This window comes from Synergistaceae bacterium (assembly GCA_031272035.1).
Taxonomy (GTDB): Bacteria; Synergistota; Synergistia; order Synergistales; family Aminobacteriaceae; genus JAISSA01.
This window is the reverse complement of the sequence record JAISUO010000049.1, coordinates 1-26,818: the sequence shown is the minus strand read 5'-3', so window position 1 is coordinate 26,818 and position 26,818 is coordinate 1. Positions and strand designations below refer to the sequence as shown.

Genomic DNA, 26,818 nt, shown 5'->3' with positions numbered 1-26,818 from the left:
GGGAGGGCATTTGTATTGGAAAACGCTGTGATATCCAGTGACACAGCTCTGGAGGTCGAGGAGCTTCGACAGCAGGTGCTCGAGCTGCGGAAGAATGAGGTGCGCCTCAACCGTCAGTTGAAACGCCTTCAAAACGCCATGGAGCAGGTTGAAACTGTGGCCATGGTGAACAGCAACGTCAATGACATCCGGTCGGCCGAGCAGAAAAAACAGGAAAAGTACATGCAGCTCCTGCTGGGAAACAGTCCGGACCTCATTATTCTTTTTGATCGGGATCAGCGGTTCTCCTATTGCACCAGGGCGTTTTTGCGCAGAGCAGGGATTTCCAGCTTCGACCTGATCAACGGGCGGACTGTGCGGGAGGTTTTCAGTCGTCTTGAAGAATCCGAGGGGACGAAGCGGATCTTTGTCCGCATCGCCTATGCCGCGGAGGAGAAAAAATCGATTAACTTTGAAGAGGAAGCGGACATCGGCGGCACGGGCCACCCCCGCAGGTATGAAATTCATTTTACGATGATGACCAACTCCGCGGGAGACGTGGAGGGGTCGATGATGATTCTCCACGACATCACCGAGATGGAACAGGCCCGTCGGGACGCCGAGCGCGCCCAGAGAGACGCCGAGGACGCCAGTCGGTCCAAAAGCGAATTTCTGGCGAATATGTCCCATGAAATCCGTACTCCCATGAACGCCATTATCGGCATGACCCATATCGCTAAATCATCAGAAGACGTGAAAAAAAAAGATTACTGCCTTGATAAAATCGACGAGGCGTCGGTGCACCTTCTGGGGGTCATCAACGACATTCTCGATATGTCCAAGATCGAGGCCAATAAGTTCGACCTTTCCTATACCAAGTTCAACTTCGAAAAAATGCTGATTAAAATGGTGAACGTCATCAGTTTCCGTCTGGAGGAAAAGCATCAGGCCCTCAACGTTCACCTCGACGGCGCCATCCCCTACATGATCATCTGCGACGAGCAGCGCCTCAGTCAGGTCATTACGAACCTGCTCTCCAACGCCGTGAAGTTCACTCCGGAGAGGGGGGAGATCACCATTGACGCCCGCCTGATCGGCGAGGAAAACGACGACTGCGTCCTGCAGATTTCCGTCAGAGATACGGGAATCGGCGTCACCGAAGAGCAAAAATCCCGACTTTTCCATTCTTTCGAACAGGCCGACAGCAGCACCTCCCGCAAATTTGGGGGCACGGGGCTGGGGCTGGCCATTTCCCGGAGAATCGTGGAAATGATGAACGGCAGAATCTGGGTGGATTCGCAGGTGGGGGAGGGCTCCGTCTTCACCTTTCAAATTCACGCCCTGCGGGTCAGCGAGGAGGGGACGCCGAAATTTTTCGCGCCCTCTCTGGATCCGGGAAAAATTCGCGTGTTCGCCGTGGACGATTCGGAGGCGGTTCGCCAGTGTTTCGCCGAGATTGCCGGGGGTTTCGGCCTTCTGTACGACACGGCGGAGGGCGGGGTTCAGGCCTGTGAAAAAATCGAAAAAAGCGGTCCCTGGGACATTTGTTTCGTTGGATGGAACCTGAAGGACATGGAGACGTCGGAACTGATTCGACGCCTGAGAGATCGGGGAATTCCCTCCGTGCTGGTTATGGCTTCCGCGGTGGAGTGGAGCGCCGTCGAACAGGAGGCCAAGGCGGCGGGAAGCGAGGGATTCGTTCAGAAGCCCCTTTTTCCTTCGCTGCTGGCGGAAAGGATCAACGAGTGTTTCCACGCCGTTCAGGAAACTCAGGAGAAGGATGGAGTGAAGGACATCTCCAACTGTTTTCTGGGTTACCGGATTCTGTTGGCGGAAGATATTGAAATCAACAGAGAAATTCTCATTGCCCTGCTGGAACCCACGGCCATTGAAATCGTCAGCGCGAGGAACGGCATGGAGGCCTTCGCGGATTTCGCCGCCGCTCCCGACCGGTTTGACATGATTTTTATGGACGTCCAAATGCCGGAAATGGACGGATACGAGGCGACGCGCCGGATTCGCGCCCTGAATGTGGAGCGCGCAGTAAAAATTCCGATTGTCGCCATGACGGCCAACGTGTTTCGGGAGGACATCGAAAAATGCATGGAGGCCGGGATGAACGACCACCTGGGGAAACCTCTGAATTTTGACGACGTAATGGAAAAACTCTCGAAATATCTGCCCGAGAGAGGCAGAACGGCCGCGCGGGCTCTGACGTGAGTTTATGCGAAAGACGATTGAAACAGGGAGCTGTTCCTTATGGTAAATGACAGGCCGGAGTCCGACCTGCAGGTTGGCTCCCTCGACGGCTCCGTCGCGGGGCTGCCGCTGTCCAGCATCGACCATATTTTCGACAATCTCGACGCCTCGATTTACGTCATGGACATTGAGACAGATGAAATTTTATTTGTCAACGACAGGATCAACCGCAGTTACAGGACGGCCAGAGCCGGGGTCGGACAGAGATGCTGGGAGGTTATGCAGACCAGCGCCGACGGGCGCTGCGATTTTTGCCCCATGCACAAACTGACGAAGGAGCCCGAGCAGATTGTCCGCTGGGACGTGGAATGCGCCGACGGGCGCGTCTTCAGAAACACCGACCGCCTCATCGAATGGACCTGCGGCAAAAAAGTCCACCTGCAGCTGGCGGTGGACGTTACGTCTTACATCAAAATGGAGCGGGAGCTTTTGGAGGCCAAGGAAACCGCCGAGAAAGCGAGCAAAATCAAAAGCAGCTTTCTTGCCAGCATGAGCCACGAGCTCCGCACGCCCCTCAACGCCATCAAGGGACTGACGGAGCTGGAGCTTCGCAAGACGCTTCCCGTCGATACCCTCTCCAACCTCGAAAAAGTTTTTTCGGCAGGGAACACGCTTCTGAGTATCATCAACGATATTCTGGACATTTCCAAAATTGAGGCCGGCAGGATGGAGCTTCTGCCGGTGGATTACGATGTGGCCAACCTGATAGGAAACGTCGTCTCAATGAATATCGTCCGAATAGGCTCGAAACCCCTGGAATTTCGGCTGAAGGTAGATGAAAAACTGCCGTCCCGACTTTACGGAGACGATCTGCGCATCCTCCAGATTGTGAACAATCTCGTGTCAAACGCCATTAAATACACGAAAGAGGGATTTGTGGAGCTTTATGTTCATGGCTATTACGAAGCCGACCGTTTTATGCTGTGCTTCGACGTGAAAGACAGCGGGATCGGAATATCGCCGGAAAATATCGAAAAACTTTTCGGCGCGTACGAACAGGTCGATATGGCCAGTCACCGCGCCACGGAGGGCACGGGGCTGGGACTTGCGATCTGCAAAAATCTCGTCCGCATGATGCAGGGCAATATAACCGTTGAAAGCGAGTACGGCAGGGGAAGCCTGTTCTGCGTCACCCTGAGGCAGAACGTGGCGAACGTCACCATCATCGGAAGTGAAGTCGCCTCGAATCTGGAAAAATTTGATTTCATCACCAGCGCCGGCAAAAACCGGGAGGCGATGTCCTTCGTGTCGATGACGGGTAAAAAGGTGCTGGTGGTGGACGATGTGGAGATGAACATTGAGGTCGCGCAGGGCATGATGGAATACTACGATCTCACCGTTCACAGGGCGGCCAGCGGCTGGCAGGCGATTCAAATGATCCGGGACGAAAATCCGCGGTATGACCTGATTTTTATGGATCATATGATGCCAGGCATCGATGGCGTGGAGGCGGTGAGGATCATTCGGAACGAAATCGACACGGAATACGCCAGGAGTGTGCCGATTATCGCGCTGACCGCCACGGCCATGGCCGGCGCCGACGACATGTTCCTGAAGAGCGGGTTTCAGGGATACCTCTCCAAGCCCATCGATTCGAAGGAGCTGGACGCCATTTTGCTCCGGTGGATTTCTCACCCCGGAGGGCCGGAGAGCCCGGAACCGGAGACCTCTCTTCTGGATCAGAGGCAGGAGCACCGGATTCAGCAGAAATCCATGGATAAGTTCTTCTCCTTTGTCAGTATCGACGGAATGGATTTTGCCCAGGGCCTTGCGCGGTTTGACTACAAGCCCGAAATTTACCTGGCGGCTTTGAGGGGCTTCACAGACAGCGCTCCCGGCGCCCTGCGCTGTTTGAAGGAATACTGCGAATCCGACGACGAATCGAGTTTCGCCGATGTGGTTCAGGATATAAAGCTGTCCTGTTACAGCATTGGAGCGGACAAGGTCGGCAGAATCGCCGACACGATATCGATTCCGAGAGACGAGCAGACAGCCAGACAGCTCAACGCGTTCTGCGACGAAATTGAAGCTCTGGTGGAAAAACTCGCTTCCTTTATTTGACAGGGCATGGACCATCTGACAGTTTATGCCGCCCGCATTTTATAGATCGAATATCGGACGCGAAAAATGGGTTGATGCCGGGGGGAACGCTTTTGGTTACGAAGATTGGAATTGTCGGGCCGCAGACCAGCGTGGACCGGGTGATCGAGGCGATCAGAGGGCACGTGATGTACGTCGAACCCGTTCCGCTGCCGTACCGGACATTTCAGGACGCCGTTTCCATTCTTCGGGGAAGGCAGAGCGAGGTGGACTGCGTGCTCTTCACCGGCTCCACGCCTTACCGGTACGTTCTCCGCTTCCTCCGCGCCTCCTGCCCCTGGGAGTACATTCCTCAAAGCCTTCTCTCCCTCGTCTGCTCGCTCCTGCAGGCCGCCTACGTGAAGGGATTGGACATCCGCCGCGCGAGCTTCGATTCCTATAACGAGAGCCTGATTCACAACGCCTACCGCCAGGCGGGGTATGCGGGCGGCGACATCGAACCCTATTTCGCGGGGTTCAGCCTTTTCGAGGAAAACTACATCGACCTTCTCTGCCGGTTCCACAAACAACTGTTCGAGAGCGGCAGGACAACCTGCTGCGTCACGGGCATCGTTCGCGTGTTCGAGTTCCTGACCCGCGAGGGTGTTCCCTGCATCATCATCAGCAACGTAACGGAGGTCATCGTCCAGCAAATCAATAAACTGCGTCTTGATCTCCAGAGCAAGATGATGGAGGAGTTCCGTCTGGCCGCCGTTGAGATCGAGATAGCTTACCAGTCTGAGCGGACGTCCTCCGGCCCCAATATCCTCCAGCAGTTCTACGACAGAAGCGCCGTCAGCGAACCGGTTTATATGTTCGCGCAGAGGCTGGGCGCGGCCCTCGTTGAGTCGCCTCCCGATCATTTTTCTCTTTTCACAACCCAGACCGCTATCCGAAGCGAAACCGGGGACTTCAAACGGTTCGACCCGCTGCGGATGTTCTCTCTTCGCGGAGAGGAACAAAAGATTTTCGTCGGGATCGGCATCGGCGGCGACGCCAGCCAATCTCAGCACAACGCCCGCCTGGCGCTTCGCCATGCGAGATCGAACGGAGTCAGCTGCATGTTCGCCGTGCACGAGGATCAGCTCGTCATTGGTCCCGTCACCGACTATGAAGACGAGGAGAGCCAAAGGACCGGCGCGGCCCTGTCCCGCGTTTCGGAGCGGACCGGCGTCGGGTTGCGGACGCTGACCAGGCTGGACGGCATCGTCCGCCAGCACCATCTGCGTGACACGACGGCCAGAGAGCTGGCCGACCTCTACGGCATCAACCTGCGAAGCATGAACCGCATCCTGCTCAAGCTCGAAACGGGAGGATATCTGACCGTCGTGGGAAAGGAATCCTCGCCAACGGCGGGGCGTCCAGGACGGATCGTGCGAATCAACCTGAAAAAATAGATCATAATTCCTGAATTATTTTTCCCCGCCGGCTCATCCTTCAGTCCAAAATATTTCATAAGCCCATGCAACAGAAATATTTATGTTTTAGCCCCTCCTCTTTGGAGATTGTATTATGATCCTAAATAAGGTCAATATACGGCATGGTGAATTTTTGCTACTATCATGCGAATAAAATGAACTACAAATAAATTCCGGACGATAAGTAAGTATTTTTTGCTCAGGCTGAGATGAGAAGGACATGTATCGATACGTTATCAAACGGCTTTTGCTAATTATTCCCATCCTCGTCGGCGTGTGCTTCATCGTGTTTTTCATCAGCTCGCTTACGCCGGGAGATCCCGCCACGCTGATCCTGGGAACGTCGGCGGAGCAGTCGGCCATCGACGCGCTGAATCACGAACTCGGGTACGACAGGCCGCTTCTGGTTCGTTTCGCCCGTTATATCTATGACCTCATTTTCCGCCTGGACATGGGAAAATCTTACAGGAGCCAGATACCGGTCATCGACGTGATCCTCCGGCGCGCGCCCACGTCGATCATCATCGCGTTCAACGGGATGCTCTGCGCGTGCCTGATCGGGATTCCCCTGGGCGTGCTCTCCGCCGTCAGGCAGTACGCTGCGGTCGACACCCTTTCCACCACGACGGCCATGTTCTTCGCGGCCGTTCCGTCCTTTTGGCTGGGCATGATCCTCATGTACATCTTCTCGCTCAAGCTCGGAATCCTGCCGAGCAACGGCGTCGACAGCTGGCGGCACTACATCCTCCCCATGTTCGCCATCGGCCTCCCCTTCGCGGCGCATCAGCTCCGCTTCACGCGCTCCACCATGCTGGAGTCCGTCCGTCAGGACTACGTGCGCACGGCGCGGGCGAAAGGCGCCAGCGAGCGCGTCGTTATCTGGAAGCACGCCCTTAAGAACGCGCTGCTCCCCGTCATCACCATCACGGGCATCAACTTCGGCGGCCTGCTGGGGGGCGCGATGATCACCGAGACGGTCTATTCGATCCCCGGCCTCGGGATGCTTCTCGTCACCAGCATCAAGACGAAAGATATCCCCGTCGTCATGGGGACAACGCTCTTCCTCGCCGTCTTTTTCTGCCTCATCATGCTGGCGGTCGACCTGATGTACGCCTTCGTCGACCCGCGCATCAAGGCGAAGTACACGAAGTGAGGGACGCGCTCATGGAAAGCGAAAGGGCGAAACTCAAAAAACAGAGCGTTTTCAAGGAACTGTGGCGGCGCTACAGGAAAAATCCGGCGGCGATGGCGGGTCTCGTCTTCGTCGTCATCCTGATCGTCTGCGTCATCCTGGGCGACGTTATCGCGCCCTACAAGTCCGCCATCTCCCAAAACGTCAGGCAGCGTCTGCAAACGCCGTCCGCTGCTCACTTTTTCGGCACGGACGACCTGGGGAGGGACGAGTTCGCCCGCGTGGTTCACGGCGCGCGGTCGTCCCTCGCCCTCGGAGTGGTCACGACGCTTATCGCGCTGTCCGTGGGCGGGGTGCTGGGCTCGGCGGCGGGGTATTTCATGGGGCGCATCGACGACGTGATCATGCGTCTGATGGACGTTCTCACGTCCATTCCCAGCCTCCTGCTCTCCCTCGCCGTCGTCTCGGCGCTGGGCCCCGGCGTCCGAAACCTCATCGCCGCGATCACGATTTCGCGCGTGCCGGCCTTCGTCCGCATCGTGCGGTCCGCCGTGCTCACCATCGCGGATCAGGAGTTCATCGAGGCGGCGCTGGCGGGAGGGTCGGGCGACGCCCGCGTCATTTTGCGGCATGTCATCCCCAACGCGCTGGGCCCCATCATCGTGCAGGCGACCATGAGCATTTCCCAGCTCATCCTCCAGGCCGCCAGCCTGAGCTTTCTGGGGATGGGCGTGCAGCCGCCCCGCCCGGAGTGGGGCGCGATGCTGAACGAGGCGCGGGAGTTTATGCGCGTCGCCCCTCACATGATGATCTTTCCCGGCATGGCCATCGTCCTCTCGGCGCTGTCCTTCAACCTGGTCGGCGACGGCCTGCGCGACGTACTCGACCCCAAGCTGAAGAACTGACGCGGGCGATGGAACAGGCGATGGAACAGAAAGAGTATGCCATGAACGACACGCTGCTTCACGTCGAAAACCTCAGCGTCATCTATAAGACCGACCTCGAAACGGTCCGGGCGGTGAACGGCATCGACCTTTCGCTGAAACGCGGGACAACCCTCGGCCTGGTGGGAGAAACCGGCGCGGGAAAGACGACGACCGCCCTTTCTCTGCTTCGCCTGCTGCCGGAGCGTATCGGAATCGTGACGGGAGGGAAAATACTGTTTGACGGGCTGGACCTCCTGTCCCTGCCGATGACTGAAATGCGCGCCATCAGGGGAAAACGGATATCCATGATTTTTCAGGACCCCATGACCAGCCTGAACCCGGTGCTGACCATCGGCGACCAGATCGCGGAGGCGCTCATTCTGCATAAATACGGCGGAAGGCACGACAGGAGCGTCGAGGAGAAGGTCGAGACCGTCCTCTCACTTGTTGGCATACCGCCGTCGCGGAAGAATGAGTACCCGCATCAGTTCTCCGGCGGGATGAAACAGCGCGTGGTCATCGCCATCGCGCTCGCCTGCGAGCCGGACCTGCTGATCGCGGACGAGCCCACGACGGCGTTGGACGTCACGATTCAGGCGCAGGTGCTCAAGATGATGCGCGACCTCAAAGAGCGCCTGAGAACCTCAATGATCATGATCACGCATGACCTTGGCGTCGTGGCGCGCACCTGCGACGACGTGGCGGTGATGTACGCGGGCGAGATCATCGAATACGGAACGAAAGCGGACATCTTCAAAGGGGCGAATCACCACCCCTACACCGTCGGGCTCTTCGGCTCCATCCCCTCCATCCGATCGGAAGCCGTGCGGCTCAACCCGATCGGCGGACTCATGCCGGACCCCACGAACCTCCCCCCGGGCTGCTCCTTCTCTCCCCGCTGCCCCCAGCGCGTGGATGTCTGCGACTGCGTCCATCCCGACGACGCAATCCTGGGAACGCACAGGATTCGCTGTCATCTCTTCGCTGGAAATTCCTTCGACGGAAATCTCTTCGATGAAAGGAGGGATTTGCGTGAGGCGCAACGTTGATGCCCCGACGGGTGAAACGCCGCTTGTGGAGACCATCGGGCTCAGGAAATACTTCAAAACCTCGCGGGGAATGCTCCACGCGGTTGACGACATCGACCTGAAGATCATGAGGGGCAGGACGCTGGGCGTCGTCGGCGAGTCCGGATGCGGAAAAAGCACGCTGGGCAGGGTCATCCTGCGCCTGATTCCCCACACGGACGGGGACGTGCGCTTCGAGGGCGAGAGCATCATCCATTACGGCAAGAGCCAGCTGCGGGAGATGCGGAAGAGGATGCAGATCATCTTTCAGGACCCCTATTCCAGCCTCGACCCGCGCATGACGGTCTCGGAACTCATTTCCGAGTACATGATCGTGAACCGGATATTCCGGACGCGGCGCGAGATCGACAACCGCACGGCGGAGCTGATGGACACGGTGGGGCTGGCGCAAAGGCTGACCAACGCCTATCCCCACGAGCTCGACGGGGGAAGACGGCAGCGCATCGGCATCGCCCGCGCTCTTTCTCTGAACCCGAGTTTCATCGTGTGCGACGAGCCGGTCTCGGCCCTGGACGTCTCCATACAGGCGCAGATACTCAACCTTCTGATGGATTTGCAGGATGACCGGGGACTGACCTACATGTTCATCACGCACAACCTGTCGGTCGTGAAACACATCTCCGATGAAATCGCCGTGATGTACCTGGGGAAGTGCGTCGAGCGCGCTCCTTCACGGGAGCTGTTCGCCAATCCCCTGCACCCCTATACGAAAGCTCTGATCGCCGCCATTCCGGAGCCGGATATCGACGTCGCGGCAAAGGAATCGGAGGTCATTCGAGGGGAGGTGACAAGCCCCATCGAACCACCGCCCGGATGTCGCTTCGCTTCCCGCTGCGATTTCTGTTCTTCCGCCTGCGTGAACGGGGATCAGGAACTCCGCGAAGCCGGAGAGGGGCATTACGTGGCCTGCGCGTTAGTGAAAGGAAAAAGCGAAGATGTATAAAAGCGCCGGTGGGTTATTTTGTTCAATTTTTTGTTTTGTTCGATGCTTTGTTTTGTTAATAGTTAATAATTTGTTTTGTTAATAAAAGGAGGAGTAGTTATGTGTAAAAAGATGCTCTTCGCGCTCGCAATCGCTCTCGCCGTTCTCACGGCGTGGGGTTCGTTCCACGCGGCGACGGCCGCGCCGAGGACCGACATCAACCTGACGATCCCCAGCGAGATGACCTCACTCGACCCGTACTACACGACGGCCCTCGCGGACCTTCAGATACTGTGGCAGATGTACGAAAGCCTGTACTACACCCAGGACGACACCACGCTTGCGCCGCGCCTCGCGGAGTCCCACACGCTGGCTTCGGACGGCAGGACGTACACCTTCAAACTTCGTAAGGCCAAATTTCACAACGGAGAGCCCGTGACGGCGGACGACGTGGTCTTTTCCTTCCAGCGGGCCATGAAAGCGCCCGCGATGGCGATGCGCGTCTCGCCCATCGAAAGCGTGCGCGCGGTGGATCCCTCCACGGTCGAGGTGAAGACGAAGGCCGTCATGACCGCCGCTCTGGGTTATATCGTCGATATCGCGATCCTGAACAAAAAGGCCGTCGAGGCGGCTGGGGACAAGTTCGGGACGACCGTCGTGGATTGCGGCACCGGCCCCTACAAGGTCGTGAAGTACGACCCCAGCAGCCGCGTCGAGCTGGTCGCGTTCGACGACTACTGGCGCGGCGCGCCGGCCATCAAAAACGTCACGTACCGCATCATGCCCGACACCTCCAGCGCGCTTATCGCCTTTGAGAGCGGCGAGCTGGATCTGGTGCAGATTCCGCTGTCGAACTGGGCCGGGATCGAGGAGAGCAAAAAATACACGACGGTGCTCGCTCCTGAGAACCACATCAGCTATCTGGCCTTCAACATCAGCGAGAAGCCCTTTGACAATCAGAAATTGCGCCAGGCGATGGCCTGCGCTGTGGATAAGGAGTCCATCATCATCGCGTCCTACGAGGGATTGGCGGAGCCCGCCGATTTCATGCTGTACCCGAAGTACGTCGCGGACGCGCCAAAGGACGGCGTCAAATACGAGTACAACCCCGAGAAGGCAAAGGCGCTCATGAAAGAAGCGGGCTGCGCCGACGGGATCGACGTGGGGCCCATGATCATCATCGGCAGCAGCTACTGGCCCAAGATCGCGCAGGTCCTCCAGCAGAATTTCGAGGAGATCGGCGTCACCTGCTCGATTCAGCCGATGGACACATCCGCCGTCATCGCGAATATGCGCAAGGGGACCTACGGCTTCGGGCTCATGGGACTCAGCCTCGACCGCGATTTCAGCTATTTTTCGCGGCTGACGCACACCCGCTCCGCCGAAGTGGCGGCCGTGAAGTTCCGCGACCCGCACATCGACGAGCTGATGGACAAGGGCGACGTGGAGCTCGACCACGCGAAACGTCAGGCGATCTACAGGGAAGCGAACGATTACGTGCAGGAAATCTGCGGGTTCGTCCCCATTCTCTACAGGTCGAAGCCCTACGCCTGGTCCAAAAACCTCAACGCCAGTCTGGATCTGACGTTCTACTTCATCTACAATTTCAGCTGGAAATAGGACGCATTATAAATATTCGCGGGCGCGCCGTCTGAAACGGCGGCGCGTTTTATGAAACGAACGACTCTCGGGAAGGCTCGGGCTGTCTCCCGCAGGCGAGGTGTGTTCATGGATTTGAAAAGTGAAATCATGCGTCTGTCGTCTCTGCGCGGCGTCTCGGGAGACGAAGGCGCCGTGTCGGCCGATCTCGCGGCCAGGCTGCGCCCCCTGACGGACTCGGTATCCGTCGATCCATTCGGGAACGTCGTGGCCATGCGCGGCAGTTCCCGAACGGGCGCGCCGAAGCTCCTGATCGACGTTCACATCGACCAGGCGGGCCTGATGGTCACGGAGGTGACGGACGATGGCTTCGCCCGTTTTTCGCCAATCGGCATCGACGCCAGAATCCTGCTCTCGAACGAAATGACGATCCTGACGCGAAACGGCCCGCTCAAAGCCATCGTGAGCGCGCTGCCCCCTCACCTCCAGGAAGACGGGGACGAGCTGAAAGCGCCGCGCCCGGAGGATATGACGCTGGACCTCGGCATGAGCGGCGAAAAGGCGAGAGAACTGATCCGTCCGGGCGACTTCGCCGTATACGACACGAGGCCGGTGGAGCTTCTGGGCGGAACGATCGCCGGCCCGGCGATGGACAACAGAGCGGGGCTCGCAGCCGTTCTCCACGCGCTCGAAGGGCTTGCGGGCGTGGAACTGCCGTGTCAGCTCGCGGTCGCAGGCGTCACGAGGGAGGAATCCGGGTTGCACGGCGCGGAGCAGGTCGTCAGGCGCGAACGCCCCGAATATATCGTCGTGGTGGACGCCTGTCACGCGCGAACGCCGGACGCCGGGAAATATGAGCGGGTACACGAGATGGGGGGCGGGCCGGTGATCGGGCGCGGCGCGAACAGCTCCCCGCGCATGGCGGAGGCGTTGATCGCGGTCACCGAGCGGGAAAACATCCCTTATCAGCTTGAAGCCATACCGAGAACCAGCCGGACGGACGCCTGGGCGGCGCAAATCGCGGCGTGCGGCGCGGCGACGGTCGTCGTTTCTCTGCCGGTCCGGTATATGCACATGCCCGTCGAAACGGTCCGCCTGGACGACGTGGAAGCGCTGGGAAAGCTGTTATGCGCCTTCTGTCGGGACTTTCGCGGTTTGGACTTTCAGGGTTTGAATGGAGAAGGAGGCCGCGTCTCATGACCTCGCGAACCGAACTGACCGCGTTGATGCAGACGCTGTGCGCCGTCGATGGCGTTTCGGGCTACGAGGATCGCGCGCGTGCGGCCGTCCGCGAGATGGTCGCGCCCCACGCCGACGAGATGACGACCGACGCGATGGGGAGCCTCATCGTATTTAAAAAAGGAGCGGAGCGCCCGGCCCGGCGTTTAATGATCTGCGCGCACACGGACGAGGTCGGGGGGCTCGTCTTTCGAATCACGGACGAGGGGTTGCTGAAATTCGTCGCCGTGGGCTCTCTCGACCCCCGCGTCATCCTGGGGCAAAGGGTGCGGATCGGAGAGAAGAACCTGCCCGGCGTGGTGGGCGTCAAGGCGTTCCAACTGTGGGACGAAAAAAAGAAAACCCTCTGCCCTTCCATAGAGGAGCTGTTCGTCGATATCGGCGCCAGGGACAGGGCGGAGGCGCTCCGGCACGTCCACGTCGGCGACCCGATCGCCTTTGAAAGCGAGCCCTGCCCGTTCGGCGAGGACTATTTCAAGGCGAAGGCCATCGACGACCGTCTGGGCTGCGCCGTGATGGTTGCGCTCATCCGGGAAGAACTGCCGTTCGACGCGTGGTTCGCGTTCTCGGTGTGCGAGGAGGTCGGGCTTCGCGGCGCGGCGGCGCTCACGGAACGGGTCCGCCCCGACGTGTCCCTTGTCCTGGAGGGGACGAGCGCGGCGGACATGCCAGGCGTTCCCTCCGACAACCGCCCGACGTATCAGAGAGGCGGCGCGGCGGTTTCTCTGATGGACCGCGCCACGTTTTACGATCGGGATGTTCTGCGGCGAATGACGGAAGCGGCGGATGCCGAGGGTATTCGCTGGCAGCCCCGCGACGGGGCGAAAGGGGGCACGGACTCCGGCTCGATCCATCTGAGGAACGGCGGCTCCCTTACGTTCGGCGTGTCCGCGCCCACCCGCTACATTCACAGCGCCAACAACGTCCTGTATCTGCCTGACGCCGTCGCCGTGCTCGACCTGACGCGGCTTTTCATTCGCATAATGGGGAAGTGAAGATATGACGGAACTGCTCGCGTTAATCAAAAACATCGTGGAAGCTCCGGCGCCCACGGGATACCAAAAAGAGAGAGCGGAAGTTTTGGCCCGCGCGATGGAGGGCCTTGCGGACGAAATTTCGTTCGACCCCCTTGGCAGCCTGATCGTGTGCCGCCGCGGAACCGGGGGAAATGGGGAAAAGGGGAGAAAAATCATGATCTGCGCTCCTCTCGACTCGCCGACGTTGATCGCGAAAACCCCCGACGGGACGGGGAAGGTCGGTTTTATGCCGATAGGGACACTCGATCCCCACGCTTTGGTTGGCGCGCAGGTCCGCTTCAGCGGCGGAGGGCGCGGCGTCGTCGCTTATGACGCCTCCGTAGAAATGAAGAATCTGTATATCGACATGGGCTCGCCTGAACACGCCTCCGGAGTCAGGGCGGGGGATGCCGCCACGTTTCCTCCGGCGTTCGCGGAGGGGGACGGCATTGTGATCGGGGCCTCCTGCGCGGCGGCGGCGGCGTGCGCCGCGCTCGTCATGGCGGCGGGAGAAACGCGCGCCCGAGGCGATATGGCGTTCGTTTTCGCCGCGCAGGCAGAGCTGGACGCCAGAGGCGTCAGGGCGGCATCCGGGGCCCTCGCCCCCGAGATTGGCGTCGCGATTGACGTCATCGACGCTGGAAGGACGAAGTTCGGACACGGCCCGTCCGTCGTCCTTCGGGACACGGGCGCGATATACCCCCGGGATGCGGTTGAGCGGGTCGAGACCTGCGCCAGGAGAGCGGGCGTCGAGCTTCAGCGCGAGATCATCGACAAACCGGACGGACGCGAAACTGCCGCAAGCCACATGCTTCGCGCCGGCGCGTCGGCGTGCGCCATCGGCCTGCCCACGAAAGGCCGTCTCTCTCCCGGCGAGATGATCTGCCTCCGCGACGCGGAAGGTGTGGCAAACGTGCTCGCGGAGATCATTCGCACGGCGTAAGAAGACTTTCTTTCCAGTACAGCATGAACCAGTACAGCATGAAGCTCAGGGCAGCCTGTAACGGATGTTCCTTCTGCCGGCTCTGATCCGGAGGATGCCTTCTGCGTCAGGGCCCGTTCCGTCCGTGAGGATCATATAGACTTCTACGGCATTTTCTCTTAAAACGGCCTCCGCGATCTCGGCTTTTTTCCCGCCTTTCAGTCCGTTGAAGCTCATTCGGGCAAGCGGTTCCAGCGTTTCCGCGTCCCCTCGAATGACGACGCCTGGGCCGCCGGGGTGGGAGAACATGCTGAAACCGTTTCCAATATCCTCCGTCGTGCCCTCGGAAGACCGACCCTCCCGGTTCGGGTTGCCCAGCACGCCTCCCGTAGAGGCGCAGATTTCTGGATGGCGGAAGGTGATCCCCACCGCGTATATGAAAGACTTCGCGCGTTCCTGCACCGCTTCGGCGGCTTTTTTGTCCAGAAGGAAGAGGTCACGGCAGGATGAAAGGTTCAGATGTTCCAGCCTCCTCATTTCCTCTTCACAGAGCCGTTCCGTCCCCGACTGACAAAAGCCTCCGGCGGCGAAGGGAATGGACGACCCCATCATCCCCGCGCAAAAAAACACTCCTGTGACCGTGTCATCCATAATGTTCGAGCACCGCTTCCGCCATGGCGAGGCAGGCGGCGGCGCAGTCGCCGGGCCTGTCCCGCCAGCTTTTGAGAAAAGCGGCGAAGGCCGCCTGAGCCTCTGTGAAAGGGCCGGGCACGTTGATGACGACCGTATCGCCCAGCCGGCCGCAGAGCATTCTGCTCCACAGGTGGCCATTCTTTCCGTAGATGGCTCTGGACGCCGGATTTTCCAGGATTTTTTCCAGCGCCGAGTGTGTGTAATCTTTTCCCAGGCTGCTGCTGTGCCGGTGTCCGCCGCCGCTTCCTCCGATCAGAACAACCAGCCCGGCTCCTCCGTCGCGCCCTTCCAACACGGCCTCGGCAATGGCCGATTCCTCGTCTGAAAGCGGGGAGGCCCGGATTACCCGGCACAGGGGGTACGCAGCGAGAACCTGACGCATGAGTTCGGGACTGTCCGTGTCCAGAACAGTCCCGTCCCGAATTTCACCGCCCGTGGGCAGGATCAAAACGTTTCTCATTTTTTTACGACGCGTCCTTCTTTATGGGGCATCCATCTTTCCGCGGCGCAGGCGGCGTCTCTGTCAGGAGGCATGTCGGCGAAGTCAGCGGGAATAATTTTTCGTGAAGCCGTCACAGCCGTAAGGTCGGAAATCGTGATGCCCTCGGCAAGGGCAAGCGCTTCCACAAACCCTCTTTCGTTCCTGAGAACCTGTTCGTCGGGGACGCCGTAGATGTCCATTTCGATAGAACTTCCCGTAACTCCGATAACCCGAACGACACTTCCGACCTTTTCGCTCAGAATGGCTTCCAGCCGTCTCGTGTCCAGCCCTTTCACGGACAGTCCGCTGATTTTGAGAACCTGTTTGTCCGCCTGGGCGATGATATAGGTCTCGTTATCCATCGTGGCCCCTTCCCGATTTTCCGCCGCGATTCGATCAGGCCGCGCCCGAGGTCAGCTTCAGGTTTGGGTCGATCTCGAAATACTGCATACTGCCGTCCGCCAGAACCGACACCTTCGTTCCCGGGCCGTAATCCCTGAGCAGCTCCATGACCTCCGCCCAGGAGTTGACGTAGACCTGCTTGTCCATGTTGCCCAGGATGTGCGCCGTGGTGGAATCTCTGTTCATGAAGCAGATGATGCGGCGGATGAAATCGCTGGGCTTGGCTACCTTGCGGTACTGCCTGCCGGGGGCGTCGTCGCCGAACATGCCGAAAAGATAGTGAACGATCTGTCCCATGGTGGTTCGGTCGATGAGCACGATGTCTCCGCCTGTTTCTCTGGAAATGCCCAAAAACGCCAGGGCGAGAGCGATGTTGGCCTCGTTGGAACGGGCGTTGGCGTTGACGATGACGATCTGCTTGTCCCTGGCCCGTTTGGAAACGTAGATTTCCTGGGCCTTGGGAACCGCCGCGTAGTATTCCTCAATGGCGTCCCCGGAGTATACGTCAACGATCTCCTGGCGGGTGTTGAAGAGGCAGTCGATCTTGAAGAACTCCCCCACCATCCGGGTCATTTCCTCCACTTCCGTGCGCATGGCGTCCACCCGCAGGTCGCCCAGCAGGTCCGCCAGGGAGACTTTGTTCTTTTGCATGAACGAAACGATGGCCGTGTGGTTTCCGTTCACGGTCACGTCCGAAGCCATGCCGGGGAACAGGATTTTGCCGCCGCCGCCGAAAGCGTTGAAGATGTGGGGAAGCATGGCGCCCAGACCGATTTTCAGGTCGCAGGCCATCAGCTCGGCGTTGATTTGGACGGGAATCCCGCGTTTGGTGACGCCGATCTGCAGGTTGTTCTCGTAGCAATTATGGTTGTAGACGTCGTAGCTGCTGACGATTTCTTCGCCCAGTTTGCAGACGAAGTCGCGCCTGTTGTGCGCCCCATGCATGCCCAAAGCGCAGAGGAATCGGATCTGCTCCTTTTGAATGCCCGCCGCGTGCAGCTCTTCCAGAACGATTTCGGCCAGGATCTGCGTGGGCGTGCCACGGGAAATATCGTCGAAAACGATGGCGACCTTTTGCCGGCCCCTGGCGAGCTCCCGAAGGGGCGGCAGGCCGAAGGGCCTGTTGATTTTCGCCCGGATTTCCTCCTTTGTAAGCGCGGGCAGGGAGTCGGCTTTGACGCCGTGGTACTCCACGTCCCAGGCGTCAGGCAGCTCGATCTCCACCGGCTCGAAACCCTGCCACATATTTTGCTGTAAAGTGAACTTCATGCCTTCGTTCCTTCAGTATCCTTCAGGACTTCGCCTTGCCCGAGTCCATCAGAGTGGCCGCGATGCCCACCGCGAAGGAAACCACCAGGGAAGGATACAACACCGAAATCCTGCCGTCGAGTCCCATGACAAGCCAGACGGCGACGACGATGGTGCTCGCGATGACGCTCCAGGATGCGGCTTTCGTGGTGACCCTGCTCCAGAAGGTTCCACCGATGATGGCGAAGCTGAAGGGCGAGCCGCAGGCGTACCGGACGGTCATGAACAACGCGTTGATGGCGCTGGAGGGCAGAAGGATGGCGGGAATCAGGGTGATGTAGGCCGCCAGGATGGTTCCCCATCGAGACACTGCCAGCAATTGCTTATCTGTGGCCTTCGGGTTGATGAGATCGAAATAAAGGCCTTTCACCACCGTCCCGGCGGACATGATGAAGGTGGCCATGGTGGCCGCGATAATCATGGTGGTGACCGCGAAGAAGAGACCTGCAACGGCAGGGTGGCTGAGTTCCTTGGTGATCCATGCGAAAGCGCCGACGCCATTCCCCAGGCTGAAATTGCTGTGCTTGGCCGCCATCATGCCTATGATGCCGGTGATGATGCAAATCGGAGCGCTGATGACGTAGCCCAGCAACGCCCCCGCGCGGGCAACGCCGTCGCTTCTGGCGGCCAGCAGGGGCTGGAGGACCACCTGGGACAGAGACGAACTGAGGACGCCGCCGAGAATAAGCGCTCCCACGTAGGCGGGCGTCATGCGTCCGGCGAATATTTTTCCGTGCCCTTCCGGAAGGCTGGCGACCAAACCGCTGTAGCCGCCAAATTTATTCAGGTGCATAATGACAAACGCGATGAGGAGCAGGTAAGTGAAGAAACACACGATCTTGCCGATGACCTCCGCTCCCTTCATTCCGGCGTAACCGGTATAAACCGCAGCCAAGGTGATGGAAACGACCAGGCAGATCCTGACGTCGAGTTCGGGGATGACGACCTGAATCAAAGAGGCGACGGATTTGCTCTGAAGGGGAATGAGGAACAGCATCATGAGAAGGAACATCACGGCGTAAAAACGGGACAGCCCTTTGTTGAAATGCTGCCTGAGAAAGGCGGGGACGGAGTCGCCCGTCATTTTGGCGCGGAGCCCTCCGGCGAACAGCGCGTCCACGATGAAGTAGGAGCCGGTGCCCAGGGAGTACCACATGGCCGCCAGACCGAAGTTGTAGCCGTCCTGAGCCGCTCCCACGATGGCGGCGCCGCCGATTTGGAAGGCCGCGTAGATGCAGGCCAGCCCCCACACTCCCAATGTTCTGTCCGCGCCGCTCCACTGGTTGGACTGGCTGATGACGTTGCCCGCGTAAATGCCCAGAGCGACCATGATCAAAAACGCTATGACCCATGTTGCGATTAACATATATAATCACCTCATAGTTTTGAAATTCCGCTTTTTTAACGGGTCCATGACCCACGGCCCTGGTTAAACTTCAATCTCCGTCTCTTTAGCGACTTTCGACACGGGAAGCTTCGAGGGTTTGTCCACGCCGGGGATGATCTCGTCGGCGCGGGTCAAAATTTCCTCGCGGCTGAGTTTGGGCGTGGGTTTCTGTAATGTTTCCCTGGTGATGCCGACGCTGCTCAGTTCCAGCCACGCCCTTGGGGTGATGTTGTCATAGTCGATTTCGGCGTGGTAATGCCGGGCCACCGACAACACCGCCGGCGAGCCTCCGATGATCCGCCCTGGAACGCAGCCGTCGTCGATGGCGTTGAGAACGTGTTCCGCCAAAAAGGCCTTGTCGGAAACAATGCATTGGATGTCGCTTTTGAGAGTTCTTGAGTACGGGCCGGAATTGTGCGATGTGTCTCCGGCTTTGAAGAGCGGCACCTGAAAGACGCGCCCGTACAGTTCGGGAACCACCATGCCGATGCCCACCGAAATTTCCCCTCCGCAGTACCCCACCAGCACGTCGCCATCGCCCAGGACGCACTGGATCTGGCCCAGGATGGGAAGCAGAATCTCCTCCATGGTGGCTATGTTCATCATTTCCGTGGCGGAATTGTTGTTGTTAGCTCGTCCGGTCATGACCGCCTGGTGCTTTGGGATACTTTTGGTCGCCGGTTTTGGTCCTCTGAAGAGCCTCCTGCCGGAGTAGCGCTTTTCCCACTGGATCAGGTGGGGCTCCTTTTCGACGCGCTCTCTGGAGTAGGGCATCTCCGCCATGAACAGCGTGCCGAAATCTTTGTTGAGTATTCCTCTGTCCATGGCGGCCATGCAAATGATTGCACCCGGGGCCATAAGTCCGTCGCTGGTGGTGGTGACGGCCTCCATGTCGAAGATGTTGATGCCGCAGGGCCCTCCACAGGCTTTTCCCACAGCCAGAATGGCCTCCTGGATAGTCGTGCCTGCCCTGCGGATGTCCCTGACGTCGATGTAGGCGATGGTCAGCGGAATGAACTTGTCCTCCAACATCCCCTCGGCGATGAGGCGGTACCTCAATTTACCCATGGTTATCCTCCTTTCTTCAGTCTTTTTTCGCTCGAGCGTCGATGTCTTCGTAGCCCGTCAGGGGTAAACTTTCGACAGGGTGGTAAAATTTCAGCGGCAGTCGCTTATCCTCCACGTCGGTAAAACCGGCGAGTTCCGCCTCCTCCGTCTCGTGGAAAATGGTGATTTCGCGCAAAATGGCTTTGACCTTCTCTCCGTTGGGGCCGTAAGCTCGCAGGACGAGGGTGTGTTCCGTTTCCGGGATCAGGTTCATGAAATGCGCCTCTACCCTCTGGACGTCCGGACGCTCCACCAGTTGCTGAATGGTTTCCTCAATGCGTCCGGTGGCCACGGATTGCATTTTGGCTGTCCGAAGGTTTTCCAGGCCCGTCACTTCAAACTCCTTGCCAGGGACCTTGCACGCCGCCCGGCGCAGTTTCTCGTAAAACTCCGTCAGTTTCGTGTGCATAAACCTCATTCACTCAACCACCTTTCATTATTATTTGTGTTATGTATGATGTCGACATATAGATAAGATTTAAAAATTATAATATGTTCGGTCACTGTTGACAATATGCGTGTCACTTTGTGCAGGAAGTCCCGAGAAAATAGATCTATGAAGCCAGCAACAATTGCAAGGACTATGTACGTCGACCGAAAGATCAATTCATAGAATATATTTTATATTTATGACCAAATTGGTTCACCCTGTACTTCCAAGCCTTATCACACATAGATATAAAAATACGGGACTTCAGGATCAAGGCCTCTCGAAGTCCAATCCATTGGAGGACAGTGGGAGATCTGCAAGCTTTAGGCTTCTATTGAATTCCTCTATGTACTTCGCTTTGCGCTGCCTGTCTGAGTGCTTTTATATATCCGATGGCGAAAGCGGTCTGGGCAGCCAACCCAGTAGTCATATCGGGACTATGATCATAGATCATCGTCCCATTGTAACCGGCCTCCACAAAGGTTTTCATAATCTGGTACATATCCGCATACCCGTCATCCACAAATGTTTCAATGAAATATGGAAGCGTACCAGATACATTGCGAAAATGTACAATCGAAACCTTACCGGCCTTTACAAATTCTTGGATAGCCTGAAAAATATCTGAGAAGTGAGCGCGTCCTCCCTCCAACCAACAGCCGCAGCAAAATTCCATGCCGAAGAAATCGCTTTCAGCGATTTCGAAGGCCCGCCTGTAGTCGTCGATGTTTTCAATGAGAGTTGCGACTCCCAAAGAACTGGGAACGGGTGGGTCATTCGGATGGAGGCAGATTCTCACCTTACTTTCTTCTGCGGTTGGCACGGTAGCTTTTACGAAGTATTCGAAATTCGCCCATGTTTCTTCCTTCGTCACAAGCAGTTTTTTTGAGAGAGGGTCGGCATCCACTGTTTGTTGGTCATAAAGGCGCGTCGGCGCTCCGCCACGGGTCGTGATCTGATACCTGGGCTGTCCAGATTTTACCACCCAGCCTTCCGGCGATGTCGCGTAGGCATGTTGTGATTCCCATGTGATAGTTGTTGTAGGTACGCCGATCTTTCCGAGAACGTTGATAAAATTATTCAGCCGTTCAATGTCTCTGTCCCGTTCTGGCAGACCTCGATGGACAGCGTAGGATTTGGCGTAATCGAGGCTGCCTAAGTTGAACAGGTTGAGATGATACTTTGCGGTACGCTCCTTAAGCCGCGCCAGAAAATCGTAATTATCCTGGTCTGTCTTTATCCAGGCATAGCAACAATCGATACCCATCTGCTGCAAAAACTGTAAAAAGTCATCGCTTTCTTCCGCGTCGATTCTGTTACTGATTTTGATGTTAGAGTTTCCGTGGTATTCTTTTACGAAATTCATCCCATTGACTCCTCTATCGAAAAAGCTTTACAAATAACGGTTCTGCCTTCAGGCATGGGGTACTGACGGAACAAAATCCAGCATGTTCAACATGCCTTTGATGTACCCAAGTTCATGTGCCCGCGCCCTGTGGCCGTATAAAGAATCAAAATCCATGTGCGCTACATGGTCTTCCATGATCAGTCCCTCAAATCCCTCTTCGGCAAGGAGCTTTATAATTTCTGCCGGGTTGAAGTTGCCCTCACCCAAGAAACATTCCTTAAAATTGGGTAGAATACCCTGAACATCACGAAAATGCACACTATATAGGCGGTGATTTTTTGTAAAGAACCGGATCAAATCCCTGACCGCGTCCGCTCCACCCATTTCCGAGCAGCATCCAAGACAGAGGTTAGCTCCCCATGCGTCACTGTTGGCGACGACCATTGCCTTCTCATAGTCCTCCCTGGAGGTGACCATGCGTTGTATTCCATTGAATTCCTTTAACGGTGGGTCATCGGGATGTAACAATAATTTGACGCCTTCTTCTTCCGCCACGGGTGTGACGGCTTTCATAAAGTACGCGTAATTCTCAAACAAATGTTCCGTCGTCAATCCCCTGGCAACCTCGAACACATCGTAGTCCAGTAAATGGCGTTTGCGTCTCATCAGCTCTGTAAAAGCATTCGAATTAACACGCAGATTTTCAAGGCGAAATTCCGAGACTTTTGAATTACCTCGCCCAAGTGCTTTGTCGTCCGTGCGCCACACAAAGGTTGGGGAAAAGTGATGACCGAAAAGCCTGATATCAAGCCGTGCCAGGTTACGTATAGTAGTAATGTAATTTGCAATCTGTTCGTCACGTCCCGGCAGGCCTAAAATTACCCTGTCATAAAATATCAGGGGTATGTTTTCGATCATGACTAACTTGAGTCCATGGTGTTGTATTCTGTCTTTCAGGTCTTTTATGTCCTCAAAAGCCCATACTTTTTCCCCTGGCAGCGCGGGAGTATTCATTTGGATTTCATGTATGCCTAACTGAGTTGCGAAAGCAGCCATTTCTTCGTCAAATACCTGGAATTGGCTGACAACCATCCTAATGTTGTGTTTCATGAAGACACCTCACAGTGTGGAATACGTTGTTCTTGCTATCTGGGTGTTACAAACCGTCCCCCTCATGGCATGGAGGGCTAACAGCAGCGTTCGTCCGGACTTTTCTCTCAAGATCACATATAGCCGCCGAGAAGCAGGTGTGGCAAGCCAAGTGTCAGAATCGGGAACAGGTTTATCAGCAACAGGACAAGCAACAAAGCGATGTAGTAGGGTGTGACAGCTTTAAATGCCCGTTCAAAGCTGATCCCTCCGATTTTAGAGGTTATCGATAGACAGATTGCCATTGGCGGTGTCAACAGACCGATCATGAGATTCAACACAAATATTACCCCGAACTGTACTGGATTGATGCCAAGAGATCTGGCAATAGGGAAAAGAATTGGCGCAGCTATGGTAATTGCCGCCACAGTTTCCATGAATGTACCCAAAAAGAGAAGAAATAAGTTGATTAGCAGCAAGACTACCCAGGGGTTCTGGGACAGGGAAAAAAGGAACCTGGCGACGGTTTCTCCTACTTGCTGGTCTCCCAGCGCCCATGTGAACACTTTACCTGTACTCACAAAAAGGAGGACGATCCCGACGGAGTTAACGGCCTGTTCGAAAATACCGTAAAGATCCCGGAATTTCAATTTTTTGTAGATGAACATGCTTATGAACAGAGCATATACGAAAGCAAAAGCGCCAGCTTCTGTAGGTGTGATATTGCCATTCTGGAGGCAGTACAAAAGGATTACTGGCGTCAGCAGCGCCCAAAATCCGTCTCTGAAAGATTTCCATAATTGCTTCATCGTTGCGCGTTTTTCTACGGGATAATTACGTTTTCGAGCGATAACGTATACCGTCACGCACATGAACAACGCCATGAGAACCCCAACAACCACGCCTCCGTAGAACATAGCTCCGATGGAGACGTTAGCAAAGATGCCGACATACACCATGGGGTTGGAAGGAGGAAATATCGGCCCTATTGTACTGGACGCAGCAGTTATACCGACAGCAAAATCGGCGTCGAACCCTTTTTCTTTCATGGCGTGGATTTCGATATTGCCGAGCCCCGCCGCATCGGCATTTGCGGAACCTGACATTCCGGCAAAAATAAGGCTGGCCAGTACGTTAACGTGCGCGAGACCGCCTTTGATGTGCCCCACCAGGCAATTGGCAAATTCGAAGAGTTGTTCCGTGACACCAGCATGGTTCATCACATAGCTTACTAAAATAAAAAAAGGAGATGCCATGACCGCATAATTACCGAGCCCCGACACCATTCCCTGGGAGATATTGCTGAGGGGCAACCGTCCCGAGAGAAGGATGAACGCAAAGCAGGATATAAGCATCGAAAAAGCGATAGGCACGCGCAATACGATTAATAAAAGGAAAAACGCGATTATGAAGAACAGGTAATCGCCGGCCATAAACTAATTTTCTCCTTTCGCTGGGATTTCACTCAGCCCCTGGTTATCGTTGAACTCTTCTTTAAAAGTGCGTCTGATATTGTGGCCGAAAAGCAGTAGCATAAATGGGGTAACAATGGGGAACCCCAGATACCTGATTCCGTTTGGTAAACCGAGTGACGGAGTGCTCAGGTTCCATTGGCGAATGGAGAGCCTGATACTGTAGATGGCTATCGTGGATACTAAGATGAAAAGCACCACCTGTGTCAACAAGAAAATAATTCGTTGGAGATTTCGGGGCATTTTGAAATAAAAGAACTCGATCTGAACATGGTTTCCTCGATAAAGTGTGTACGTTGCGCAGAAGAATCCGAACCATGGGAGCAGGATTATTGCAATTTCTTCGATTTCCGCGTAAGACCTTCCAATAATGTTCCGGCTTGTGATTTGAAAAAGTGTTATGATTATTTCTATAACAAACATGGTAATAGAAATATTTAGCACAAGCTTTTTTACCTTGTTCATAAATTTCACAACGGGGCCTTCTTTCTGTAAAGAAAAAGCGGCTCGGAAGGGTCTTTCCAAGCCGCTTTCAAAGGGAGTGAGCTGAAGTTACGCGTCTTTTGTCTTCTGAATGATGTCCCATACAGTCATATCCCACTCATTTTTGTATTTCTCAAGGATGATGGGAGTGACGGTATTTTTGATACCTTCAACATCGATTTCGCTGTTTTGGTAGACTTTCATGCCCTTCTGTTCCCACTTCTTCGCTATCTCGGAATCTCCTTTGGCTTCTTTTTCATTGAAGAGTGTAAAACCGGTTTTTACCGCCTGGAGGATGATATTATGCTGGGCATCGGAAAGACTCTGCCACCATTTTTCATTTACGTGAGCCGCACGGAAAGAATACGTATGGTTAGTCAGCATGGCGTATTTAGCGACTTCGTACACCGAAATAGAGTCAAAAGTGGACAAAGGAGATTCACAAGCTTCTGCGACGCCGCTTTGGAGGATCTGGTAGACTTCGGACCAGGAGGAAGTTAAGGGGCTTACCCCAAGAGCGTTAAATGCAGCAACTGCCGCTGCAATACCTGGTAAACGAAATTTCACGCCTTTGAAGTCCTTCGGCCCAAGTATCGGTTTATTGGCCACTATCATGCGGGGACCACGCAATTCAAGGGAATCCATTAGAATCCTGACCCCTTGCTTTTCAATCATCTTTTCGTTGCATCGATCCGCAACAGTTCGCCAGAATCTCTCACAATGCTCCGGTGAATTGAAAGCGAAAGGAATTTGTCCGAATCCTGCTACTTCTGGAACTGCACCGCTTATCATAAGGTCTCCCATGATAAGCATCTCACAACTGCCTTCCGATACCGCGATTACGCCGTCATTGTCGTCGGTGTAGAGCTGTCCCTGCAAGTAACGCTCTACTTTCATTTTCCCGCCAGAAAGGCGCTCGATCTCGTCTGCAATAAGCCCGTGGGCTTCATCTGACAACGCCTGAGACGATACAAAAGCAAATTTGAAGGTGACACTTCCAACATCATTGTTTACATCGGCAGCCCCACTGGCAGTTGCTCCTAAGGTCCCGTATCCGAGTAACAGAATCGCCAACGCCAAGAACAGTATTGCCGTGGTTATACACCTTTTCTCCGTTTTCATCAGATGTGTCCTTCTCTTTCTTTTTTGTAATTTATAGAAAAGTAATGTTATTTTGCTATAGTTGCAGTTTTGTGTCAAGTGTCTCCAGAAGCTGTGTGTTGTTCGTCTGTGATAATGTCCTACTGTAACTCGTCAGGGAAAATGTCCGCATGAAACGGGAGCGAGTGACATTGAGCATAGACGAGTTGAAGCGGGTAAAAGTGTTGGGGCTGCGTCCTGGGCGGCGGTATGACCTGCACGGAGGGGCTTCGTATCCTGCGGCCAGTCCTGCTCAAAACAGGTCACTGTGAGTCCCAGTTCGAACAAAGTAAACTTCCCTGATGTCATCATCAATTTGGTAAATCAGCAGCCAATCCGGTTCGATATGACACTCCAGCGAACCGGCATATTCACCCTGCAGTGAGTGTTCTTTGTAAATTGGCGGCAGCGGAATTTCGTTTTCAAGCTCGCTCATGACCGCAAGCAGTTTCTGTAAAGGATAATTGCGTTTTGGCAGCGCCTGAAATCCCGCTTGAACTGCGTGGCATAAACAGGCGTCCTCATCCGGAAACATCCATTTCCTTTGCAAAATCAGCAACAGATGCCGACTGTTTCGGTATTCTGCCAGCTCGCATATCCGCAATTTCTTCTAAAGCGGAAATTGTCACTGCGTTGGGTTTTACAAGAGAAATTTCAAACGGTATCTTGCCCTGCCTTACAGACTGCCGTACAAAAATATTAAACGCGGTCGTCATATTCATGCCAAGTTCGGAGAACAGATTTTCCGCCTGCTCTTTCAGTTCCCTGTCCATTCGGATACTAAGGTTAATCGTATCGCCCATAGCCACAACCTCCTTCAATATTGTAAGCATATTGTAATACGTAATCTGGTTCATATCCATGCATAGCACTTATTTTTTACTTTGCCCATTGGAGCT

General features: G+C 55.8%; 25 protein-coding genes. 11 read left to right on the top strand and 14 right to left on the bottom strand.

Going from position 1 to position 26,818, the window contains the following annotated elements:
- Positions 1 to 15 precede the first annotated feature (15 nt).
- From LBR61_06295 to LBR61_06245, 11 genes are all read left to right on the top strand, one after another.
- Positions 16 to 2,199 (top strand): response regulator, encoded by a 2,184-nt coding sequence (locus LBR61_06295; protein MDR1731689.1) that lies wholly within the window; start codon positions 16 to 18, stop codon positions 2,197 to 2,199.
- 39 nt (positions 2,200 to 2,238) lie between these two features.
- A complete protein-coding gene (locus tag LBR61_06290) occupies positions 2,239 to 4,299 on the top strand; it encodes a response regulator (GenBank protein MDR1731688.1) in 2,061 nt (686 codons plus the stop codon).
- A 92-nt stretch (positions 4,300 to 4,391) separates the two neighbouring features.
- Positions 4,392 to 5,714, top strand: a complete 1,323-nt coding sequence (locus tag LBR61_06285) for a hypothetical protein (GenBank protein ID MDR1731687.1) — start codon at positions 4,392 to 4,394, stop codon at positions 5,712 to 5,714.
- A gap of 241 nt (positions 5,715 to 5,955) precedes the next feature.
- The gene (locus LBR61_06280; GenBank protein ID MDR1731686.1) at positions 5,956 to 6,888 is read left to right on the top strand and encodes an ABC transporter permease; all 933 of its coding nucleotides are present in this window, start codon (positions 5,956 to 5,958) and stop codon (positions 6,886 to 6,888) included.
- A gap of 11 nt (positions 6,889 to 6,899) precedes the next feature.
- Positions 6,900 to 7,772: an ABC transporter permease gene (locus LBR61_06275; GenBank protein MDR1731685.1), complete on the top strand. Its 873-nt coding sequence runs from the start codon at positions 6,900 to 6,902 to the stop codon at positions 7,770 to 7,772.
- A 20-nt stretch (positions 7,773 to 7,792) separates the two neighbouring features.
- A complete protein-coding gene (locus LBR61_06270) occupies positions 7,793 to 8,842 on the top strand; it encodes an ABC transporter ATP-binding protein (GenBank protein ID MDR1731684.1) in 1,050 nt (349 codons plus the stop codon).
- A 70-nt stretch (positions 8,843 to 8,912) separates the two neighbouring features.
- Positions 8,913 to 9,824, top strand: a complete 912-nt coding sequence (locus LBR61_06265; protein ID MDR1731683.1) for an ATP-binding cassette domain-containing protein — start codon at positions 8,913 to 8,915, stop codon at positions 9,822 to 9,824.
- A gap of 99 nt (positions 9,825 to 9,923) precedes the next feature.
- Positions 9,924 to 11,423, top strand: a complete 1,500-nt coding sequence (locus LBR61_06260; GenBank protein ID MDR1731682.1) for an ABC transporter substrate-binding protein — start codon at positions 9,924 to 9,926, stop codon at positions 11,421 to 11,423.
- Between the two features lie 108 nt (positions 11,424 to 11,531).
- The gene (locus tag LBR61_06255; GenBank protein ID MDR1731681.1) at positions 11,532 to 12,602 is read left to right on the top strand and encodes a M20/M25/M40 family metallo-hydrolase; all 1,071 of its coding nucleotides are present in this window, start codon (positions 11,532 to 11,534) and stop codon (positions 12,600 to 12,602) included.
- The gene (locus LBR61_06250; GenBank protein MDR1731680.1) at positions 12,599 to 13,636 is read left to right on the top strand and encodes a M42 family peptidase; all 1,038 of its coding nucleotides are present in this window, start codon (positions 12,599 to 12,601) and stop codon (positions 13,634 to 13,636) included. Before LBR61_06255 ends, LBR61_06250 begins: the two co-directional genes overlap by 4 nt.
- 4 nt (positions 13,637 to 13,640) lie before the next feature.
- Positions 13,641 to 14,600: a hypothetical protein gene (locus LBR61_06245; GenBank protein ID MDR1731679.1), complete on the top strand. Its 960-nt coding sequence runs from the start codon at positions 13,641 to 13,643 to the stop codon at positions 14,598 to 14,600.
- Between the two features lie 45 nt (positions 14,601 to 14,645).
- Here the strand turns inward: LBR61_06245 and LBR61_06240 are convergent, their stop codons facing one another.
- The 14 genes from LBR61_06240 to LBR61_06175 form a co-directional block, all read right to left on the bottom strand.
- Positions 14,646 to 15,230 (bottom strand): hypothetical protein, encoded by a 585-nt coding sequence (locus LBR61_06240; protein ID MDR1731678.1) that lies wholly within the window; start codon positions 15,228 to 15,230, stop codon positions 14,646 to 14,648.
- The gene (locus LBR61_06235; protein MDR1731677.1) at positions 15,223 to 15,732 is read right to left on the bottom strand and encodes a hypothetical protein; all 510 of its coding nucleotides are present in this window, start codon (positions 15,730 to 15,732) and stop codon (positions 15,223 to 15,225) included. The genes LBR61_06240 and LBR61_06235 overlap by 8 nt, the downstream gene beginning before the upstream one ends.
- On the bottom strand, positions 15,729 to 16,115 hold the full coding sequence (locus LBR61_06230) for a hypothetical protein (protein MDR1731676.1): 387 nt from the start codon (positions 16,113 to 16,115) through the stop codon (positions 15,729 to 15,731). Before LBR61_06230 ends, LBR61_06235 begins: the two co-directional genes overlap by 4 nt.
- Before the next feature lie 34 nt (positions 16,116 to 16,149).
- Positions 16,150 to 17,424, bottom strand: coding sequence for a lactate racemase domain-containing protein (locus LBR61_06225; protein ID MDR1731675.1), 1,275 nt, complete (start codon positions 17,422 to 17,424; stop codon positions 16,150 to 16,152).
- Between the two features lie 22 nt (positions 17,425 to 17,446).
- Positions 17,447 to 18,829 carry a sodium:solute symporter family protein gene (locus LBR61_06220; protein ID MDR1731674.1) on the bottom strand — a complete coding sequence of 461 codons (1,383 nt, stop codon included), beginning with the start codon at positions 18,827 to 18,829 and terminating at the stop codon, positions 17,447 to 17,449.
- A 63-nt stretch (positions 18,830 to 18,892) separates the two neighbouring features.
- The gene (locus LBR61_06215; GenBank protein MDR1731673.1) at positions 18,893 to 19,918 is read right to left on the bottom strand and encodes a hypothetical protein; all 1,026 of its coding nucleotides are present in this window, start codon (positions 19,916 to 19,918) and stop codon (positions 18,893 to 18,895) included.
- A gap of 16 nt (positions 19,919 to 19,934) precedes the next feature.
- A complete protein-coding gene (locus tag LBR61_06210) occupies positions 19,935 to 20,375 on the bottom strand; it encodes a hypothetical protein (protein ID MDR1731672.1) in 441 nt (146 codons plus the stop codon).
- Positions 20,376 to 20,718: 343 nt separating this feature from the next.
- Complete coding sequence (locus tag LBR61_06205; protein MDR1731671.1) at positions 20,719 to 21,753, bottom strand: mannonate dehydratase; 1,035 nt, start codon at positions 21,751 to 21,753, stop codon at positions 20,719 to 20,721.
- A 48-nt stretch (positions 21,754 to 21,801) separates the two neighbouring features.
- Entirely contained in the window at positions 21,802 to 22,845 is a 1,044-nt protein-coding gene (locus tag LBR61_06200; GenBank protein ID MDR1731670.1) for a mannonate dehydratase, read from the bottom strand.
- A gap of 113 nt (positions 22,846 to 22,958) precedes the next feature.
- Positions 22,959 to 24,257, bottom strand: coding sequence for a TRAP transporter large permease (locus LBR61_06195; protein ID MDR1731669.1), 1,299 nt, complete (start codon positions 24,255 to 24,257; stop codon positions 22,959 to 22,961).
- A gap of 3 nt (positions 24,258 to 24,260) precedes the next feature.
- Complete coding sequence (locus tag LBR61_06190; protein MDR1731668.1) at positions 24,261 to 24,719, bottom strand: TRAP transporter small permease subunit; 459 nt, start codon at positions 24,717 to 24,719, stop codon at positions 24,261 to 24,263.
- 129 nt (positions 24,720 to 24,848) lie between these two features.
- Positions 24,849 to 25,901: a TRAP transporter substrate-binding protein gene (locus LBR61_06185; protein ID MDR1731667.1), complete on the bottom strand. Its 1,053-nt coding sequence runs from the start codon at positions 25,899 to 25,901 to the stop codon at positions 24,849 to 24,851.
- Between the two features lie 271 nt (positions 25,902 to 26,172).
- The gene (locus LBR61_06180) at positions 26,173 to 26,454 is read right to left on the bottom strand and encodes a type II toxin-antitoxin system YafQ family toxin (GenBank protein ID MDR1731666.1); all 282 of its coding nucleotides are present in this window, start codon (positions 26,452 to 26,454) and stop codon (positions 26,173 to 26,175) included.
- Positions 26,441 to 26,722, bottom strand: a complete 282-nt coding sequence (locus LBR61_06175) for a type II toxin-antitoxin system RelB/DinJ family antitoxin (protein ID MDR1731665.1) — start codon at positions 26,720 to 26,722, stop codon at positions 26,441 to 26,443. The genes LBR61_06180 and LBR61_06175 overlap by 14 nt, the downstream gene beginning before the upstream one ends.
- Positions 26,723 to 26,818: the final 96 nt, after the last annotated feature.